This is a genomic window from Limosilactobacillus sp. DJ3M12 (assembly GCF_947381695.1).
Lineage (GTDB): Bacteria > Bacillota > Bacilli > Lactobacillales > Lactobacillaceae > Limosilactobacillus > Limosilactobacillus kinnaridis.
In genome coordinates this window covers 1-20142 of sequence record NZ_CANCWY010000013.1, presented here as the reverse complement: position 1 = coordinate 20142, position 20142 = coordinate 1, and the positions used below count along the sequence as shown (strand labels likewise).

Below are 20142 nucleotides of genomic sequence, written 5' to 3'. Positions count from 1 at the left end.
TCATTTGGAATAGCAATCAATATTTTTAATAAAAAAAGATATAATAGAAGAAGAAAGAAGGAATGTAAAGATGCTTGAATTAACTAATATTAACTCAACGTTCAACTTAAATAATGAGGTCAAGATTCCCTGTGTGGGATATGGTACATTTAGGACTCCGGCAGATGTAGCTGAACAGGCCGTGAAAGAAGCAATTGAAACTGGTTATCGACACATTGATACTGCGGCTGTTTACGGAAACGAAGAAGCAGTAGGCAAGGGGATTAAGGATTCGGGAATTAAGCGTGAAGACCTTTTTGTGACTAGCAAGTTATGGAATACTAATCGTGGCTATGAACAAACGAAGAAGGCTTTTCAAGAGACGCTTGATCGTTTGCAGATGGATTATTTAGACCTTTACTTAATTCACTGGCCCGCCAATGAAAAGCAGTTTGGAGATGATGCTGCCAAGATTAATGCTGAAACGTGGCGCGCAATGGAAGACCTTTACAATGAAGGTAAAATTCGGGCAATTGGGGTAAGCAATTTTATGCCTCACCATATTGCGGAATTAATGAAAACGGCCAAAGTAGCGCCAGCAGTTGATCAAATTGAGGTTCATCCGGGTTGGCCACATACGGAAGAAATTAAATACTTACAAGCACACAATATCTTAGTTGAGGCATGGGCTCCTTTAGGTGGTCAAGGTGCTAAAGTATTAACTAATCCAACAATGATTCAAATCGCTGATAAGTATCAAAAGACGCCAGCGCAAGTCTGTTTACGTTGGATTCTCCAACAGGGGATTCTTCCATTACCGAAGTCTGTCCATAAAGAACGGATGATAAGTAACCAAAATATATTTGATTTCGAATTAACTGATGAGGATATGCGCAAGATTAATTTATTGCCAAATCTTGGCGGTCAATGTGCTGATCCAGATGAGGTTGATTTTTAACGATAAAAAATATGAAATTGATACAGTAGTATTGGGTATCCAGTCAAATAAAAATAGTATGCTAAAAAGTCTCGAACCTTCACGGAAGAGGCTTTTTTGATATAATTTCTTTTAGCTAATAATGAGGAGAATTTGAAAATGAAAAATGCTTATCGCGCTTTTCGCCAATACTCTTGCCAGTTCAGGAAAAATTGGCTTGAATATTTAATATTATTTGGCGGTCTTGATATTTTAAACCAGTTTCTGGTAATTCCATTTTTTCGCTGGATAACTACCTTTGTCCTGCAGGCAGGAGAAATTCCGTTTATTTCATATCAAAATATTGTAATTATTCTGACCCATCATCCATTAGTTGTAGTGATCCTTTTAATTGAATTAATATGCCTAATGGTAATTATCTATGGCGAATTTATGCTCTTGTTGAAGGGCTTTTGTGGAATTGGCTTGCCAGAGTTTAGCTGGCGCCGAATGTTTAGGCAAACAAAAGAAACTTTATCGTTACTAAATTTTGGATCGTTAATTCTATTATTAGGTTACTTTTTACTTATTATTCCATTTGCGGATATCATCTTTCGAACTCCCCTGCTGGCGAAAATTCAAGTTCCTCAGTTTATTGTTGATTATCTTACCCGTAATGCATGGCTTATTGGTGGATTGACCTTGTTCTATCTTTTGATGACAATGATCGGTATTCGTTTAATATTGACAATGCCGTTAATGGCTTATCAACATTTACGGTTAAGAGCTGCTATGTCTCAAAGCTGGCAAATGACAAGTAAGCTAAGATGGTTGAAGTTTTTAATTCAAATTGTGCTGATGACAATAATTGTAGGTAGTATAACGGTTGTTTTTTACCTCATGATTTACATTCTCCAGGTTGTTTTGGATTTATTACCCGGGAAATTATCTTTGATTACTGCTATCTTTAACTTGTCGATCTTACAGCTTGGTGGGGAAGTACTAGCAGTATGGGCAGGAACAATTATCTTACTGGTAGTCGTTAACCCCTTAACTAGCATTAGTGAACTAGCGACAACTCCTGAACATCCATCACGAGGATTGCTAACTTCCTTTATGCTTGTCTTCCTTGTAATCGGCTTGGCGACTCTTGCAAATAATACTTTTTACATGATGGGAACGGGGATTAAACGCCCAATAACTATCTCTCATCGGGGAGTTACTGAAAAAAACGGGGTGCAAAATACTATTCCAGCAATGGAAAAAACAAGTAAACTTAAGCCTGATTATATTGAAATGGATTTGCATGAAACAAAGGATCACCAGTTTGTTGTGATGCACGATGAAAATCTTAAAGACCTAACAGGAGTAAATAAAACACCTCATGAACTAACATTGAAGCAATTAACACGACTAACAGCACGCGAAAATGGCTATCATGCTAAGGTTGCGAGTTTTGATCAATATTTAGCAGCGGCTGAGAAATATCATCAGAAACTTCTGATTGAGATAAAAACAACACCCCATGATTCAAAACAGATGCTCCAGAATTTTAATCGCCGGTATGGGAAAAGGATTTTGCAAGATCATGACCGAGTTCACTCGCTTGATTACAGTGCTGTGACTAAGCTAAAAAATATTAATCCGCGGTTAACAGTTTTGTATATTCAACCCTATAATTTGGGTAATCCCCAGGGAGTTGCTGACGGTTTTTCGATGGAATATTCAACATTAAATCAGGACTTCATTACTCAAGCCCAGTGGCAACATAAACCGGTATATGCATGGACGGTTAATGACACCGATTTAATGAAACAGACTATGTATAACCACGTTAATGGGATAATTACCGATAATTTAGGGGAATTAAATGCGGCAATAAAAGATTTTACTGGAAAGCAGAGTTATGCTAATCGAATTCTAAATTATATTATTGTCGTTCCCACAAGTGGGGGAATTGAACCGTAAAAAAATACTCGAGAACAGATAAGCCGTTAAGGCGATCAGTTCTCGAGTATTTTTATCCAACGTGATGCTTCTTCAATTGCCTAATAACAATTAACGCCACTATTCCACCGATCATTCCTTGGATAAAGTTTGAACCTAAACTTAAAAAACCAGTAATTACATGGTACATAACGGTATTGCAGATAAAGTAGATTGCAATCATTACGATTGTTCCGATCAAGATTGCGGTCCATTTGCCCCAGGTGGTGTTGCCATACTTTTTATAAATCCAGCCACTGATAAATCCTTCTAAACCATGAGCGGCAAAGGAAAATAAGGCATCTTGGGGGAAACCGGAAATAAGGTCAAGGAACATTCCGCCAAAGCCACCAACAATTGTCCCTGCTCCTGGTCCTAAAAGCATGGCAGCAATGAATACACCAGCATCACATAAGTTGACGTTACCATGTGTCCATGGAATAGGGATAAGAAAGAAGCGGCCGAGGACAAAAGTTAATGCTAATAACATTGCGGCAATAATTGAGCGGCGTAACCGAAAAGTAGATTCCATATTAAAACTCCTAACATAGTCAATTGTGAGTAATTTTACAATAATTTTCAAAAAATTTCAGAGAAAAAATGTGTAGTTATTTATCTATCGATACAAACAAAAATTAACTTAACATCTTGTATCATAGTAATTACATTGAAATATTATGTAATAAAACTGATAATTGATTTTCAACTGATAATCAATATTCCTATTTTATATATTGATTAAATGAAAATAATGCGTATAATAAATTGTGAAAATCAGAACATGATATGAGGTGTGTGTTATGAAGGTTATTATTGTTGGTTGTACACATGCGGGAACAATTACTGCCACTCAAATTTTACAGAATCATCCAGAAACAGAAGTCACAATTTATGAACGGAATGATAACGTTTCATTCCTCTCATGTGGGATTGCGGTTTACTTGAGCGGTGATGTTGGTGATCCAGATGCGATGTTTTATTCAAGCCCTGAACAACTTGCTGCCATGGGTGCAACAGTTCATATGCAACATAATGTAACTGATATTGACCCTAAGACTAAGACAGTCACAGTGACAGACCTTGTGACAGGCGAAACAAAGACCGACCATTATGATAAGTTAGTTGATACTACTGGTTCTTGGCCAGTAATTCCACCAATTGAAGGTGTAGATGGCCCTCATGTTTATTTGTGCAAGAATTACCATCATGCTAAAGAATTATTTAACGTTGCTAAAGATGCGCAACGAATTGTTGTGATTGGTGGAGGTTATATTGGGGTTGAATTAGTAGAAGCTTACACTCGTCAAAATAAGGACGTTACATTGATTGATGGGTCTCCACGGATGCTTCATAAATACTTTGACCGCGAGTATACGGATCGGATTCAACAGGAATTTGTAGATCACGGCGCCCACTTTGCTTTTGACCAACGCGTAACTGGATTTGAAAACCACAAAAATGGTGTAACCGTTAAGACGGATAAGGGCAACTACGAGGCAGATATTGCTATCCTCTGTGTTGGCTTCCGTCCTAATACTGATCTCTTAAAAGGTAAAGTTAAGATGCATGATAATGGAGCAATCATTACGAACGAATACATGCAATCATCTGATCCAGATATTTACGCTGCCGGAGATTCAACGGCTGTTCACTATAACCCAACTGGCAAGGATGCATACATTCCATTAGCTACTAACGCTATTCGGCAAGGAACAATTGTTGGAACAAATCTCTTTGGTAATACAATGCACGATATGGGAACCCAATCTAGTTCTGGCTTAAACTTATATGGAACAACGATGGTATCATCTGGCTTAACTTTGGAGAATGCCAAAGAAGCGGGCTTTGATGCAGCTGCGGTGACAGTTGAAGACAACTACCGTCCAGAATTTATGCCGACAACAACTCCTGTATTAATGACATTGGTGTGGGATAAGAAGACTCGGCAAATTCTTGGTGGACAGTTTATGAGTAAGCATGATGTTTCTCAATCTGCTAACATTATTTCCTTATGTATCCAGGATAAGCACACGATTGATTATTTAGCATTTGTTGATATGCTTTTCCAACCACACTTTGATCGTCCATTTAACTATGTAAATATTCTTGGCCAAGCGGCGGTAAAGAAACAAGCTGAATTAGAAAAATAATAACTAAAAAGGTTAGAAGAGAAAAAGTTTTCTTCTAACCTTCTTTTTTACGCTTATTTTTAAAAATCGCCGTTCATGATTGAATCTTTTACAATCATATAATCGACCTTCCGAATAGCTTCAAGGTCACGACCACCCGAGTAAGAGATGGATGATTGTAAGTCTTCCTGCATTTCGGTTAAAGTGTCTTTGATGGAGCCACGGTAAGGAACGAGCATCTGCTTTCCTTCAACATTTCGATAAGCACCTTTTTGAACCTCAGATGCAGAACCCCAATATTGTTTGTATTGTTTTCCATCAATGTTGATGACATGTCCTGGTGATTCGAGGTGACCGGCAAGCATTGAGCCAATCATCACCATTGAAGCGCCAAAACGGACAGACTTAGCAATGTCCCCATTATGTCTAATACCGCCGTCAGCGATGATTGGTTTCCGCGCGGCTTTAGCACACCAACGAATAGCGGATAATTGCCAACCGCCAGTACCGAAACCAGTCTTTAGCTTAGTGATGCAGGCTTTACCGGGACCAACCCCAACCTTAGTAGCATCCGCCCCAGCATTTTCAAGGTCGCGAACAGCTTCGGGAGTTGCAACGTTCCCCGCGGTTACAAAAGTGTCGGGAAGTTTTTCTTTGATGTATTGGATCATTTTGATCACAAAATCAGAATGACCATGGGCAACATCAATTGTAATATACTCTGGATTTAATTGTTCGGATTTTAGTTGATCAATAAAATTATACTCATCATCCTTAATCCCGACCGAAATCGAAGCAAATAATCCTTTTTCGTGCATCATTTTAACGAAAGCTGCTCGTGTCTCTGGATTAAAGCGGTGCATCACGTAATAATAGTCATTTTGGGCAAGCCAAATTGCTAAATCTTCATCGATGACGCTCTCCATATTTGCAGGTACAACAGGGATCTTGAATGTGTGAGGGCCAAACTTGACGCTTGTATCTGCATCCTTACGGCTTTTGATCACACATTTATTTGGGACCAACTGAATATCATCATAATCGAATGTTTTCATTAGGGCAGCTCCTTTTTAAAAATTTACCGTAATTATTATGCGCTAAAATATATGAAGCGTCAATGAAAATGGCGTACATTTGCTGAGTAATATCAAAAAATAGTTCGATAAACTGTTGACGACAATGAATTAATCCGGTAAAATAGCGAAGTAAAAACGTTAATTTTAGAAAGTATAACTATGAGGTGAAAATAAATGTCATCAGTTGTTATTGTTGGTAGTCAATGGGGCGATGAAGGAAAGGGTAAGATGACCGATTACCTAAGCCAAGAAGCGGACGTTGTTGTTCGTTCACAAGGTGGTAATAATGCAGGTCACACAATTGCATTTGATGGTAAGAAGTTTGCCCTCCGTCTAGTGCCATCTGGGATTTTTGCTAAAGACAAGTTAGCGGTGATTGGTAATGGAGTGGTTATTAATCCACCTGCATTATTAAAGGAATTGCATTATCTTCAAGACAACGGGATCGACATTTCAGGTTTACGGATTTCTAGTCGTTCACACATCACCTTCCCATACCATATTCTTCTTGATAAATGTCAAGAAGAGGCAAAGGGTGATCACAAGGTGGGAACGACCAAGAATGGGATCGGTCCTACCTACATGGATAAGGTTTCTCGTGTTGGTATCCGGATGTGTGACTTACTTGAGAAAGACACCTTTAAGGAAAAGCTTGAACGTAACCTCGCTGAAAAGAACGAATTATTCACTAAGTTATACCATGTTGACCCAATTAACTTTGACGATATTTTTGAAAGTTACTACGAATATGGTCAAGAATTAAAGCAATACGTTACTGATACAGCTCAAATTGTCAATGATGCCCTTGATCAAGATAAGAAGGTCCTCTTTGAAGGTGCACAAGGGGTTATGCTTGATGTTGACCAAGGAACATATCCATACGTTACTGCTTCTAACCCAATTGCGGGGGGAGTATGTACTGGTGTTGGCGTTGGTCCTAACAAGATTGAAACCGTTGTTGGAATTTGCAAGGCTTACTCTACACGGGTTGGTGCTGGTCCATTCCCAACCGAATTAACTGATGAGATTGGTGATCAAATTCGTGAAACAGGTCATGAATACGGAACGGTTACGGGTCGGCCACGGCGCGTTGGTTGGTTTGATAGTGTCGCAATGCGTCATGCACGGCGGGTTTCAGGAATTAGTTGTCTTAGCCTTAACTTGCTTGATGTTTTGACTGGCTTGAAGACTGTTAAGATCTGTACTTCATACAAACTTGATGGTAAGCAAATTGATTACTACCCAGCTAGTTTGAAGGAACTTGAACGCTGTGAACCAGTTTATGAAGAACTTCCAGGATGGGATGAAGATATTACTGGTGCAAAGAAGTTTGAAGACTTACCAATTAATGCACAAAACTACTTGAAGCGGGTAAGTGAATTATCAGAATCACCACTTGCAACTGTTTCCGTTGGTGCTGATCGGATTCAAACGATTATCGTTAAGGATCCGTGGGAATTAGCACATAAATAAATAGATGAGAGCTTCTAATGTTTGAATAATCTTTAAGCATTGGAAGCTTTTTATTTCTCTTGGCTCCCCTATGGTATAATCAAGGCAAATACACGTTATAGGAGGCAAGATGATGACACAGCCAACACTAACAGTAGAAAAACATTATTTAAATTGGCCACTTAACCGTCCTTTAAATCAAGCTGACATAATGCATGAGTTGGGTGTGCATGCATCCGATGAAAATGGCCAAGATTTAACGAGTAAGGTGATGATGAACCTAACTCAAGTGGATGTTAACAAAGTAGGAGAATACCCTGTGATGTTAAATGTAATGGATAATAACGGACAAAGTGCCCAGGCAAGCATTACCCTAAATATTCAACCGATGCGGACACAGAATGCACCTAAGGAAACTGCAACGTCCCCAAAGTCAAGACGGGGATGGTTATGGGTTATTATCGTAATCGTGGTTATCTTATGTGCATGGTGGGCGATCAGCTCTCATAACCGACAAGCGGCTAATCAAGCGGCAACTGATAGTCAGCAGAGCAGTCAAATAAGCAACAATTCAAGCAGTATCAGCGATTTAACAAAAGATAATCAACGTCTTGCTAGCCAAGTTGCAGAACTTAAAGGGGCAACCCAACAATATCAGAAAGACCATGATCAACAAGCGTTAGAAAGCCGACTTGATAAGATCCAAAGTCAAATCCAAGACTTGCAAAATCAAGTTCAAAGTAACAGCGTGAAGCAAGATTTAAACCAAGTTAATGAAACAGTTAATGAAGTACGGGAAAACCCAGATAATGGGACGAAAATTGTCAACAATCTAAAGAATAAAGGCGACTTTCAAGAAATTTGGGGAAATATTAGCCAAGAAGTCCAGAAGTGGTTAGACGAGTTTGCTAATTAGTGAGTTTGACAGCGACAAGATAGACCCTTAAAATGGTAATAATAATTAGCGAGGTTTCCCGTTAAATTGTTAGGGAAAGACTCAAGTAAATGCTGGATCCTTCCTTAGATTAGCGGAGGGTCTTATTCTTTTGAAAGATTTTAAATTAATTAAGGAAGTGACATGATGGCTCATGAGATCTTAGATGGCTCAAGTATGCAACGTGCATTGACCCGGATTACTTATGAGATTATCGAACAAAATAAGGGTGTCGATAACTTAGTATTTGTTGGAATTAAGACGCGGGGGGTATATTTAGCAAAGCGCCTCGCCAAGCGACTAAATCAGTTGGAAAATGTAGAAATTCCTGTGGCAGCACTTGACGTCTCTCTTTATCGTGATGACCGTCATGTACCAGATTATACTCAAGAACCAACCGTAAAAACTGATCAATTAGATATTGATATTACTAATAAACATGTTATTTTGGTTGATGATGTACTCTTCACTGGACGGACAGTTCGGGCGGCCTTAGATGCCTTAATGGATATGGGGCGGCCAAACCGAATTTCACTAGCGGTCCTTGTCGATCGGGGACACCGTGAATTACCAATTCGGCCAGATTTTGTTGGAAAGAATATCCCAACAGCAATGAATGAAACTGTTCATGTAGCAGTTGAAGAATATGATGGCCATGAAGATGTAACAATCGAGCATAATTAAAAGGGAAACGAGACAAAAGCCCCTGTAAGCAATAAAGACCTCTATCGTTCGGTTTTACCGATGATGGAGGTCTTTGTTATACTGCACTATTTACTTCTTATGGGCGTAACCTAATCCTTTTATCTTAGCTTTCGCCACCAATCCACCGTTGAATGCTCATTAAATACCCGGGTACCAAATTTTTTCTGAAACCATCGGACTTGTTTGGGCGTAAATCCCCGAAATACTAATGGTAATTTTTTCCAGTGAGAATAAAGAGCATAGAGAAGAAGGATGTATTGTTCTTTACTAATATCATCTACTGGAATCTCACTAACCATGGTCATCGAAATACCTGTTCCCAGAGCAGGGAATGTATCGAGACTAATTTTGTAGATGGGATTATTACTGATGTTGGTGGTAAATACTATTAATGCTTGTTTTTGTCGCGGACGATAAACTTCTTCAATTCGCTTATTAATCTTGTGAACTTGGCGTTTAGTTGGATTGAGAATTATATTACGCATATGAAACCTCTGGTCGAACATTTGTTTAGTGAACAGTATATCATACTTAGAAACAGAATAAATCATGTAAGTCTTTTGCTGATATAATTTTATTTATTCTTTCCGTTGTAATTACACTATTCTTATTAATGCGGTATGATTGGATTAGTGAGTTCAGTATTAATCGTGCAGGACATCTAATGCCAAACTGGTTTGCAATTTTTGGAATGGTCTTTGGTTTCGTGATTTTACCGTTAATTTTATTCTGGTTAACGCGTCGTGAGCGAGCTGAAAATGACGAACGAGTAAAATAGGAGAATAGAAAAAACGCTCAATGACTGCACAAATCATTGAACGTATTATTTTAGGGAATAATAGTAGCCGATATCGCACATTATCTGCTACTAGTAAATGTTAAGTCTAATTGAGGCGAATAACTAAAAAACAACTATTGGCACCACCCTAGAAGAAAGAACAATTTAACTTTGGGAGTTTATTAGGATTTTTGTCCTTATTAAAATGAGAAAAAGTTAAGGACACTTTAGCAGTCATTAAGTAATAAAATTGATCTCTTCACGAATTGCTTTTGATGTTAAAGCTTCAATTCGATGATATTTTACCAAGTAATTTATCAATAGTTAATAGTTTTACGAGATTATGCACTCACTGTGTACAAGTGATACCAAGAATACACTTTGTTCTAACAAGGGTATTATTTTACTATATTTTTACTAATCGTTTATATTAAGATAATATAGTTTGGAGTTTATATAGGAGAAAAAAGATGGATATTCGTAAAATTAATATGTTAAATGGAATTAAGGAAGGATTTATTACTGTTTTAGATACTAAAAAATTATCAGAATGTACTACTAATGATATTGTAAATAGCGCTGAAATTAGTAAAAAACTTTCTACAACTATTACCAAAATAAACAAGATCTTCTCCATGAAATTGAAAATGATCTATTGGGAGGTCTAAAAGAAGCTCTCGTAATTGATCGGGAGGAGCTAAAAGATGTCAAGCATTTACCAAGTGCAGACGAAATTAAGGAATTAGCAGAAGTGGCATTTAATCATACGTTGGCTTTTTGTAATGAAAATAAGCATGCGTTGTCAAATTTGCTTTCCTCAAATGGAGATATGCAGTTTTATCAAATGATTATTGAAGTAGCAAATAATGAATTTGATGCGCGAGTTCCATATTTGTTTGGGGATATAAATATTAAAGAAGCTAATGTAAAATCGTCATTGCCATTCTCATTTATTAAAACCCTCTATATCAATACAATTGTTAATTTGTTAATGCTTTGGGGTGCCGCACCAGACTCTTTAAGCATTAATGAAATTAAGTCAATTGCAGGCTTGATTCAAACAAAATCACCAGTTGAATTGATTCAAATTTATAAATCATATTTAAACTAGAAAATGAGGAGCCGAAAATTTTTTCTCGGTCTCCTCATTTTTATTATCAAAAATTCTTTTTAAATTAATTGCCCTTCCAATAACGTGCCCGGGTAAGCAGTTCCCGTGAACGCTGGTCAGCTGGTCGATAACCCTTAGTAAATAGGTGTCGGAAGTACATCATATTATAGAAAAAGCCAAAGAAAACAGAAGGCCATGGGAATTGGAACAGGGCATTAAGTCCAAAGAAAAGGGCTACCAAAGCATAATCGAGGGTTAATACAATCATTAAAATGAAATTATAGTAATCCGCGCGAAAAAGAGCTGGCAGTGGCCCGAACCAAAGAGTTGTCCAAGAAAAGCCGACTTTGGCGATTCGGATATCCCCCTGGTCATTAACGATTTTAGCGTAATTTGGTGGGAGGGGGAGATTGTTTAAGTTAAACGGATTTTGGTTATCATTATTGTTATTACCAAATGGGTTTTGCATATCTCGTCCACTTCTTTCTATAAATAATAATATTAACACATTGAGTGAGGGATAGGAAACGTCTCTATCAGGCTTTCAAGGAATGTTAACAATTATATGGTAAACTCAAAGCGATAACCATGAAAGGGGGAATCAAGGATGCTTTTTTTCCTAAACGATAATATTCAACGAAACAAATCAGGAATTGAGCATGCGCAAATTAAGCGTCTGCATCTGTTTGAAAAATATCATCAACCAGCTAAGATTGTTACCCGGCAATATTCGAATGAATTACACTTGGTAACAGCAGAAGCAGGGATTGATGATCGTAACTTTATTAACTTGTTTGATTATTTTCAGGAGGCTTGTGAGGTCCCGCAAAAGAATATTCGGATTAAAGATATTCCGGTTAACCCCCATTGGGAGCGCAAGGCTGATGGGATTAATTATAATTATTATCAAAATGGCAAACGTATTCTCTATATTCGTCGGCGCAGTGATACTGATCGGCGGGTAATTAATATTCAATATTTTGATCATTATGGAAAGCTTCTCAAAGTTAGTTGGTTTGACAGCCGCGGTTTTATCTCGGTCGAACAACTTTATGACTGGGATGGAAAAATGGCAACGGAAAACTATTACCGTCCAGATGGAACCTTAGCAATCCAGCTAGCCCACCAGCATGATAAGCGGGGAAGGGAAATTAAAACTTACCATCTTTTTAATTACCATGGTCGTGATTATCAATTCAGTGGCTTTGACCAGTTAACCCGGTTTTTCCTCGATGAGTTGGTCACTGACAAGCAAATCTGTGGTGAAGGTCCGGTTGGCTTTGTCGTTGACCGAGTTTATGAACTAGGCTGGGCAGTTCTGCACATGAAGCACCGGGTTTTTCGGGTTCTTCAACTGCATAATGACCATGTTAATAATCCTGATGATATGCTTCATTCTACCCTTAATTATAACTATGATTGGGGACTTAAGCACCTCCAAGATTGGGATGGGGTCATTGCCTTAACTCCGCAACAACAAGAAGATCTTCAAGATCGGTTTGGCAAGTTTGGTGTAAAGATCTACCGGATTCCTGGTCCGATTGTTCCTGCGGCAGTTATTGATAAGCATCATGTTCCTTTTAAAAAGCGAACGAAAAAACAAGTTGTCATGGTTGCTCGCTTGTCTCCCGAAAAACAGCAAGATCACCTATTGAAAGCATGGCCACAAGTACTAGCCGCTGTTCCAGATGCCAAGCTCGATTTTTGGGGATACGCTAATGATGATTTTGATAAGACGCTCAATAAAATTGTCAAAGAGGAAGCGATTAATAGTTCTGTGACCTTCCATGGGTATACAGATAACGTCAATTCGGTTTACGAAGATGCGCAATTACTCATTTTGCCAAGTCGGGCTGAAGGGTTACCACTATCTTTAGTGGAAGCTCAGTCCCATGGGTTGCCGATTATTGCTAATGACATAAAATATGGTCCTTCAGATGTCGTTATTGATCAACAGGATGGATTGCTGACCAAGAACGGTGATATTGATGGACTTGCTCAAGCGATCATTCGCTTATTGCGAGATCAAGAGCAATTAGCGCAGATGAGTGAAAATGCTTATGCTGATAGTGAGCGTTATTCTGAACCAAACGTGATGAAGTTATGGAATGAATTGGTTGCTGACATGAAGGAAAAGGGGGAAGAGTAAAGTGTACTTTTTTGTAAACCAATACTTATTAAGTAGCAACTCCAGTGTTGAACATGCTGAATTAAAACGACTAGCCCTATTTAAAAAGCATGGTGGAGAAGCTAAATTGGTGACCCGTGACTTCGACCTCGTTCTTCATGATACCATCAAAAAATTTGGTTTAACTAACGACCAAATTGTTAATATGTATGACTTTTTTGCAAACACGACTGATTACCAAGGCAAAAAGCTCCATACTGAGGATTTACCTTTACCAATTGACTATCAAGTAGGAACTGGAAATAACTATCGCGAAGTAAAAGATGGTGACCGCCTTGTTTGCGAAGTTCACTTTGCGGCTGGAACGATTGGGCAAGTTAACCATGTTGATTACTTTGATCTTGCTGGTAATATGACTCTTCGCCAACAATATGATATTCGTGGTTTTAAGGCAGCTGACGAATTTTTTGGTGAAGATGGACAGGAATACTATGCGCGTTATTACCGCCCCAATGGAGAAACGTATCTTGAACGGTATTTTGTAAAATCGGTTGAAAATACCCCAATTAATTCGCTGAATGTCTTACGTAATTATCAGGGGCAAGATCGCTTCTTTGATTCTTTAGAAGACCTCTTTATTTTCTTTTTGGATGAATTGAATAAGGCAAATGGTGAGGATAATGTGTTTATTGCTGACCGACCAGCTGTTGCGATTAAACCGGTTCAATCAATGATGACAAAAGCAAAGAAATTTTTGTGGCTTCCGATGAACCAGGTTAACGATGGTCAGAACTTAATAAATGGTCCCTTAAATCCGATGTTGCAAGGTCCTGTTACTACGGATGCGGACAAGTGGGATGGTGTAATCGTCATGACTGCTAAACAAGCGGAGATTCTCCAGCAACAAATTCACAATGCTGTACCAATCTATGTAATTAATGGGACCCCCGTTCTTGCTAACTATGCGCGGATTAATGAAGCTGATCGGACACCGGGTCAATTGATTTACGTTGGAAGATTGGCAGAAGATAAGCAAACTAGTCAACTAATCAATATGTTTGCGCAGATTCATCAGCAAGTATCTGAAAGTAAGCTAACTTTCTATGGGTATGGCACTGGTGAAGATATGGATAACTATAAAAAACAGGTTAAAAGCCTTGGATTAGATGGGTCAATTGAGTTTGCTGGTTACCAGATATCATTAGATGAGGCATATGATCAAGCTCAATTATTTGTTGATGCAAGTCGAATCGATGCACAGCCATTAGCGATGGGCGAGGCCTTAAACCATGGGGTACCAGTTGTTTCCTATGATTACCTTTATGGACCACGTGAAATGGTAATTTCAGGTAAAAATGGTGAGATCATTCCTTTAAATAACCAGGGACAGTTTATTCAAACCGTCGTCAAATTATTACAAGACCGAGATGAACTGCAAAGCTTAAGTACTGGTGCCTATGACAATCTAGATGAATTGGTAGAAGAAAAAACTTGGAAGCAATGGCAACAACTATCAGCTATTTAGTCAAAATTGGTTATAATATATTCAGAAGACGAAAAGCAGAAAATAATCAAATGTTTTTGAAGCCTTTGGTCGTTATCCTTTGATAATCTAAAGACGGAAAATGAGGGCGGAATGATGGATAATTATCAAGCAATGAATTTTTACTATGGACTTCTTAATTTGCGTGCCGGTTTTTTTAAGGCTGACTTATGCGAAATACTAATGGCGATCGCACAGAGCGTACCTGATAAAAATCAACAATCAGCAACGGCATACCATACTGTAGAAGAGAATTTAAGCCAAGACCATAAGCAATTAAATCGTGATCAAGTTGCATTTGGGTCATTTTATGAAGATGGTCATATTTTACATAATGTCAAAATTAATACCCAATCAGACTTTTTCCTCGATCCGACCCGGGAAGATACTGTCAAGTGGCATGTTAGTTTTACGGTTGCTAAAAATGTCCGTCCGGCCGATCAATTTATTGTTCAACTATCGCCAAATTTGATGGTTGCGCCTAATGGTCATCCTGAAAAGCCAATTCCTGATTTTAGTGATCAAAATGGGACTGTTATTGCAATGGGAGCTTATGACCAGGATAAGCACGAACTTGTCTATGCTTTTACCAATTACGTAACCGAGCATCGACAAATAATTGGTGAATTAGAGGGAGAATTAGCAGTTGATCCTCTAACGACTCCAGAGAACGAATTTGGCTTGGAATGTTTTATAAGTGTTGATGATTACCGAAAAGACTTTACGATTGATATCGACTATCCAGATCTTGCTAACGACATGTTTCTCGGGATTTCTAGCCGGATGATGCATTTTGATAAGGATCAGCAGCTTTTTGAGGACATTATCTATGTTAATCCAGCACAAAAAGACCTTAATCATGCCTATATTGTCTTTAATACGAGTGATCTAGTGGAAGAATTATCTAATGCCATCGTCAAACCGTCAACAATGCGGATTGAGATTTATCGTAATTCACGGGGATTAAAATTACCTCAATCATATGGGGTAAACTTTCAGCGACTAAGGGATATTACTAATCGATTCCCGGTAGTGGAAGGCGATCACCTTGTCGAGACACCTTATATAATGTCCTTTGCTGATAACAAGATGCGATTGAATTTTGGCGCCGATCACACGAATGATTCCTATATTATTAGGGTAATTGGCCAATATAATGGTGAACTTGATGGAACAGTACGATTGCGGGCTCGTTTATTTGGGATGGACCAGCAAAATGTTTATATGAGTAATTCTACTGCTGCAACAGCTACTGGAACTTCAATGATCGCAAGGGGTCATGCTATTTCTAAGGAGAAGTTAGCGGAGGAGACAGCGGACACAACAGAAGATTTTAAGCAAGACGAACATTTTGTCAATGTGGAAGAACCTCTTGAATCTACAGCAGTTGAAGAAGTGCGAGAAGAAGCTGATATTCCATCTGCTTCTGATAGTCAAGAACAATTTCCTAGTTCTCAAGCGGAAGAAGATGAAACGCCAATCGAAGAAAAGCAGGCGGAAGCTCCTGCAGTTAGTGGAGCAGTCGGCGGGGATGAATTATCAATCTCCTTTGACGTCACTCCTCAAACGGCACCGGCAGAGGTTATAGAAGAAGCTGAATCTTCAGATGACAAAGAGGAGCTTACTACATCTGAAGAATCCGCAGTGTCTGAGTCTGCTGTTGAAATTAAAGTTAGTGAAGAGGAGACAAGCGCAGCACCCCTACCAATGCCGGGACGACGACCACCACGCCGGCACAGTCGTTTTCAAAATACAATCCGGTCGAATCATTCGTTGCGTCATTTGTGGAGATTCTAATAGAAAAAATAAAGTGTCAGGAGAGATTATCCTGGCATTTTATTTTTACCAAAATGTAATCGTTTACATAAAATGCTTGCAATTAAAAATAAAGGTGTTAATATTTAATTGAAGTTAAGTAAACGCTTACATTAATGGATAAAGGGAAAAGTGTAGTAGTTTTATGGAGAGAGGTTTTATTTTATGGAAAATAATCATTGGTGGAATAAATCGGTTGTTTATCAAATTTATCCAAAAAGTTTTCAAGATACCAATCATGATGGTGTCGGTGACCTTCGTGGAATAATTGATCGTCTCGATTACATTAAGGAATTAGGCGTCGATGTCATTTGGTTGAACCCCATTTATAAGTCACCACAAGTTGATAATGGTTATGATATCAGCAACTATGAAGCAATTAACCCGACTCTTGGCAACATGGATGATTTTCAAGAATTGATCGATTGCGTTCATGAACGTGGAATGAAATTGGTCATGGACTTAGTAGTTAACCATACTTCTGACCAACATGACTGGTTTAAGGAATCACGAAAGGGCAAAGACAATCCATATCGTGATTATTATATTTGGCGTGACGGTAAGGAGGGTGAAGAGCCAAATAATTGGGGTTCCTACTTCTCTGGCGCTGCTTGGAAATATGATGATGAATCCGGCCAATATTACCTTCATCTTTTTGCTCCAGAACAACCAGATCTAAATTGGGAAAATCCGAAAGTTCGGCACTCTGTTTATGACATGATGAACTGGTGGGCTGCCAAGGGTGTCGATGGTTTTCGGATGGACGTTATTAACCTAATTTCTAAGCCGGATGGATTGCCTGATGCTAACAAGAACGAAGACGAGAAATACGCCAATGTTGAACCGTTAGTATCAAATGGTCATCGCATTCATGAATTCTTACAAGAAATGAATAAGAATGTTATGAGTAAGCATAAGATGGTGACAGTTGGTGAAACACCGGGCGCTACACCGGAAGATGCCGAGAAGTATGCCAGTCTTGATAATAAAGAATTAAATATGATTTTCCAATTTGAACATATGGGCCTTGATAGTAATCCTAATCCAGCCCTTGGCAAGTGGGATGATCGCAAGACGACCCTTAAAGACTTACGGGCAAACTTAACGAAGTGGCAAGAAAAATTGTATGGTAAGGCATGGAATTCACTTTATTGGAACAACCATGATCAGCCACGCGTTGTATCACGTTTTGGTAATGATCAGACGGAAGATTACCGGGTTAAATCTGCCAAGATGTTAGCGACTATGACCCACATGATGCAAGGAACACCATATATCTATGAAGGGGAAGAAATTGGCATGACTAACGCCTATTTCCCAAAGCTTGAAGATTACGTCGACCTTGAATCGATTAATGCCTATCACCAACTTGTTGATGACCAACATTTACTTGATGGCAAGACAATGATGAAGTACATTGCGATCCATTCACGTGATAATGCGCGGACACCAATGCAATGGGATGATAGCGAATATGCAGGATTTTCCGACCATACCCCATGGGAAAAGGTTAATCCAAATTATAAGCAGATTAATGTCAAAAACGCATTAGCTGATAAGAATTCGATTTTCTATTACTATCAAAAGTTGATTGAACTACGACACACGATGCCAGTAATTACTAATGGAAAGTATGCATTAGTTCCTGGTAATGAAGATGATGAACAGGTCTTTGCATATACTCGGCAAGATGATGACACTACTTTGTTGGTAATCTTGAACTATACTGATGAGACTGTTAACCGCCATTATAATGTGCCAGCTGATGCGAAGTTACTAATTAGCAATTATGAGGATGATCAAAATGGTACTATCCGGCCATACGAAGCTAAGGTTTATCAATACTAGAGTGGGGATGAATAATCATGGATAAATCACGTTCGAATTCGAAACAAAAAGTTGAAACGAAGCAGGTTGATCTGGATACAGGGATGCCAGATTTGCCAAAGAAAGAGCTATTTGCGATTACATTTGCTTTTCTGGGAATAAACATGGCTTTCTCACTGCAGAGTTCCCAGATGAGTCGGATTTGTCAAACGATTGGGGCAAATCCTAACAATCTAGGTTTCTTCTTCATTTTTCCACCATTGATGGGGATGATTGTACAACCGATTATGGGAAAGATGTCAGATCGGACATGGAATCGCTTTGGTCGTCGGTTGCCCTACCTATTATTTGGGACTCCAATTGCGGCATTAGTTTTGATCATGCTACCGTTCTCCGGTTCACTTGGCTTCGGCTATGGTTCAATGGCTGCGATGATTTATGCTGCGGCAGCGGTATGTTTGATGGATTTATTTAGTAATATTTGTATGCAGCCATCACGGATGATTGTTGGTGACATGGTTAATAACAAGCAGAAGAACTTTGCTTGGTCATGGCAACAGGTCTTTTCTAATGGTGGGGGAATTTTAGCAACGATCTTACCATTTATCTTTACGATGTTCGGAATGTCCAATACTGCAAAACGAGGGGTAGTGCCAAATACCGTTATCTGGTCATACCTTTGTGCAGCGGCGGTTCTCCTGTTTACTGGATTATGGACGGCCTTTAATGTTAAGGAATATGATCCGGAAACATATGCAAAATACCACCACATTGATCCCGAAGAACAAAATAAGTCAGTCAGCCTTTGGAAATTAATCAAGACGGCACCGCGCGCTTTCTGGGAAATCAACCTGGTTCAATTGTTTAGCTGGTTTGCGATCATGTACGTTTGGACATACACGACTGGAACCTGTGCTCGTAATATTTGGCATACGTCTGATGTTACTTCTGCTGGTTATCAAGCTGCCGGTAACTGGTATGGGATTTTAACTGCTGTTTATAGTATTGCTGGTATTGTTTGGGGATTAATTTATGCCCATGCCAAGGCTGGCTCACGGAAGAAGTGGTACACATTTGGGATGATCGTCGGTGGTTTAGGGTTAGTCTGGATGACCTTTGTCACAACTAAGACTACTTCAATCATTGCAATGATCATGTTTGGAATTGGTAACTTCAGTATCAACACGATTCCATTTACCCTCCTCACTTCATCTTTAAACGGTAAAAACGAAGGTGCCTACCTCGGACTCTTCAACGTTGGAATCTGTGTACCGCAAATTGTTGCATCGTTATGTAGCTTCTTCCTCTTCCCACTTGTTGGTCACAATCAACCAATGATGCTTTTGCTTGGTGGCATCTCCCTTCTTATTGGGGCTTTAGCTGTCCAAGCAATTCATGAAGGGGTAACGGTTAAAGAAGTGTAGCGCTAATTAAATCTCTCCTTAAATATAAATAGTTAAAATAAAAGCGGGACTGGAAATTTATCCGGTCTCGCTTTTACTAGTGCGCCCGGCATGGGTATTAGCTAGGTGGTGAAAGTCCGCTATGGGCCGTAGTAGTCGGAACCATGAGCTGAGGACAAGGGTGTCCACCGTGAGGTGGAATCTGAAGGAAGTCTAAGGCAAAGTACTGCATCGATGAACAAGAAGTAGCTATAAGGCTGAAATTAACTGGATAAGGCTGCTAGACAAGTTGAAGTCCAATACTACTCGAAGTTGGTCTCAGTAAAGCTAACGATGACATGGTACGAAAGCTAATATTCT

Annotated in this window: 17 protein-coding genes; 13 read left to right on the top strand and 4 right to left on the bottom strand. The window is 38.9% G+C overall.

Annotated features, from left to right (window positions below; all coding sequences use genetic code 11):
* Positions 1–70 precede the first annotated feature (70 nt).
* Both QOS06_RS07410 and QOS06_RS07405 read left to right on the top strand, forming a co-directional pair.
* On the top strand, positions 71–937 hold the full coding sequence (locus QOS06_RS07410) for an aldo/keto reductase (RefSeq protein WP_003670278.1): 867 nt from the start codon (positions 71–73) through the stop codon (positions 935–937).
* Between the two features lie 138 nt (positions 938–1075).
* The gene (locus tag QOS06_RS07405) at positions 1076–2863 is read left to right on the top strand and encodes a glycerophosphoryl diester phosphodiesterase membrane domain-containing protein (RefSeq protein ID WP_152720540.1); all 1788 of its coding nucleotides are present in this window, start codon (positions 1076–1078) and stop codon (positions 2861–2863) included.
* A gap of 52 nt (positions 2864–2915) precedes the next feature.
* Here QOS06_RS07405 and QOS06_RS07400 read toward each other — a convergent pair whose 3' ends face one another.
* Positions 2916–3413 carry an ECF transporter S component gene (locus QOS06_RS07400; protein WP_283595713.1) on the bottom strand — a complete coding sequence of 166 codons (498 nt, stop codon included), beginning with the start codon at positions 3411–3413 and terminating at the stop codon, positions 2916–2918.
* Between the two features lie 268 nt (positions 3414–3681).
* On the opposite strand from QOS06_RS07400, the gene QOS06_RS07395 reads away from it, so the two are divergent.
* The gene (locus QOS06_RS07395; protein ID WP_003670283.1) at positions 3682–5031 is read left to right on the top strand and encodes an FAD-dependent oxidoreductase; all 1350 of its coding nucleotides are present in this window, start codon (positions 3682–3684) and stop codon (positions 5029–5031) included.
* 59 nt (positions 5032–5090) lie between these two features.
* Here the strand turns inward: QOS06_RS07395 and QOS06_RS07390 are convergent, their stop codons facing one another.
* On the bottom strand, positions 5091–6065 hold the full coding sequence (locus tag QOS06_RS07390) for a GMP reductase (RefSeq protein ID WP_003669595.1): 975 nt from the start codon (positions 6063–6065) through the stop codon (positions 5091–5093).
* A gap of 195 nt (positions 6066–6260) precedes the next feature.
* Here QOS06_RS07390 and QOS06_RS07385 point away from each other — a divergent pair, with 195 nt between their 5' ends.
* The 3 genes from QOS06_RS07385 (at position 6261) to pyrR (ending at position 9156) form a co-directional block, all read left to right on the top strand.
* A complete protein-coding gene (locus QOS06_RS07385) occupies positions 6261–7559 on the top strand; it encodes an adenylosuccinate synthase (protein ID WP_003665344.1) in 1299 nt (432 codons plus the stop codon).
* A 109-nt stretch (positions 7560–7668) separates the two neighbouring features.
* Entirely contained in the window at positions 7669–8454 is a 786-nt protein-coding gene (locus QOS06_RS07380; protein ID WP_003670285.1) for an immunoglobulin-like domain-containing protein, read from the top strand.
* A 165-nt stretch (positions 8455–8619) separates the two neighbouring features.
* Positions 8620–9156, top strand: a complete 537-nt coding sequence (gene pyrR / locus QOS06_RS07375) for a bifunctional pyr operon transcriptional regulator/uracil phosphoribosyltransferase PyrR (protein ID WP_003670286.1) — start codon at positions 8620–8622, stop codon at positions 9154–9156.
* Positions 9157–9275: 119 nt separating this feature from the next.
* On the opposite strand, the gene QOS06_RS07370 is transcribed toward pyrR, so the two are convergent.
* Positions 9276–9662, bottom strand: a complete 387-nt coding sequence (locus QOS06_RS07370; protein ID WP_035159715.1) for a hypothetical protein — start codon at positions 9660–9662, stop codon at positions 9276–9278.
* Positions 9663–10425: 763 nt separating this feature from the next.
* On the opposite strand from QOS06_RS07370, the gene QOS06_RS07365 reads away from it, so the two are divergent.
* Both QOS06_RS07365 and QOS06_RS07360 read left to right on the top strand, forming a co-directional pair.
* On the top strand, positions 10426–10623 hold the full coding sequence (locus QOS06_RS07365) for a hypothetical protein (protein WP_003670292.1): 198 nt from the start codon (positions 10426–10428) through the stop codon (positions 10621–10623).
* A complete protein-coding gene (locus tag QOS06_RS07360) occupies positions 10611–11066 on the top strand; it encodes a TetR-like C-terminal domain-containing protein (RefSeq protein ID WP_003670293.1) in 456 nt (151 codons plus the stop codon). Before QOS06_RS07365 ends, QOS06_RS07360 begins: the two co-directional genes overlap by 13 nt.
* Positions 11067–11130: 64 nt before the next feature.
* Here the strand turns inward: QOS06_RS07360 and QOS06_RS07355 are convergent, their stop codons facing one another.
* The gene (locus tag QOS06_RS07355; RefSeq protein ID WP_003670295.1) at positions 11131–11535 is read right to left on the bottom strand and encodes a hypothetical protein; all 405 of its coding nucleotides are present in this window, start codon (positions 11533–11535) and stop codon (positions 11131–11133) included.
* A 138-nt stretch (positions 11536–11673) separates the two neighbouring features.
* Here QOS06_RS07355 and asp1 point away from each other — a divergent pair, with 138 nt between their 5' ends.
* The 5 genes from asp1 to QOS06_RS07330 all read left to right on the top strand — a co-directional run bounded on the left by asp1 (position 11674) and on the right by QOS06_RS07330 (position 19803).
* Complete coding sequence (gene asp1, locus QOS06_RS07350; RefSeq protein WP_085720197.1) at positions 11674–13215, top strand: accessory Sec system glycosyltransferase Asp1; 1542 nt, start codon at positions 11674–11676, stop codon at positions 13213–13215.
* A gap of 1 nt (position 13216) precedes the next feature.
* Positions 13217–14719, top strand: a complete 1503-nt coding sequence (locus QOS06_RS07345) for a glycosyltransferase (protein WP_098046600.1) — start codon at positions 13217–13219, stop codon at positions 14717–14719.
* Positions 14720–14830: 111 nt separating this feature from the next.
* Entirely contained in the window at positions 14831–16534 is a 1704-nt protein-coding gene (locus QOS06_RS07340) for a fibrinogen-binding adhesin SdrG C-terminal domain-containing protein (protein ID WP_168240107.1), read from the top strand.
* 183 nt (positions 16535–16717) lie between these two features.
* Positions 16718–18400 carry an alpha-glucosidase gene (locus QOS06_RS07335; RefSeq protein WP_078010015.1) on the top strand — a complete coding sequence of 561 codons (1683 nt, stop codon included), beginning with the start codon at positions 16718–16720 and terminating at the stop codon, positions 18398–18400.
* Positions 18401–18417: 17 nt separating this feature from the next.
* Positions 18418–19803, top strand: a complete 1386-nt coding sequence (locus tag QOS06_RS07330) for an SLC45 family MFS transporter (RefSeq protein ID WP_283595711.1) — start codon at positions 18418–18420, stop codon at positions 19801–19803.
* Positions 19804–20142 lie beyond the last annotated feature (339 nt).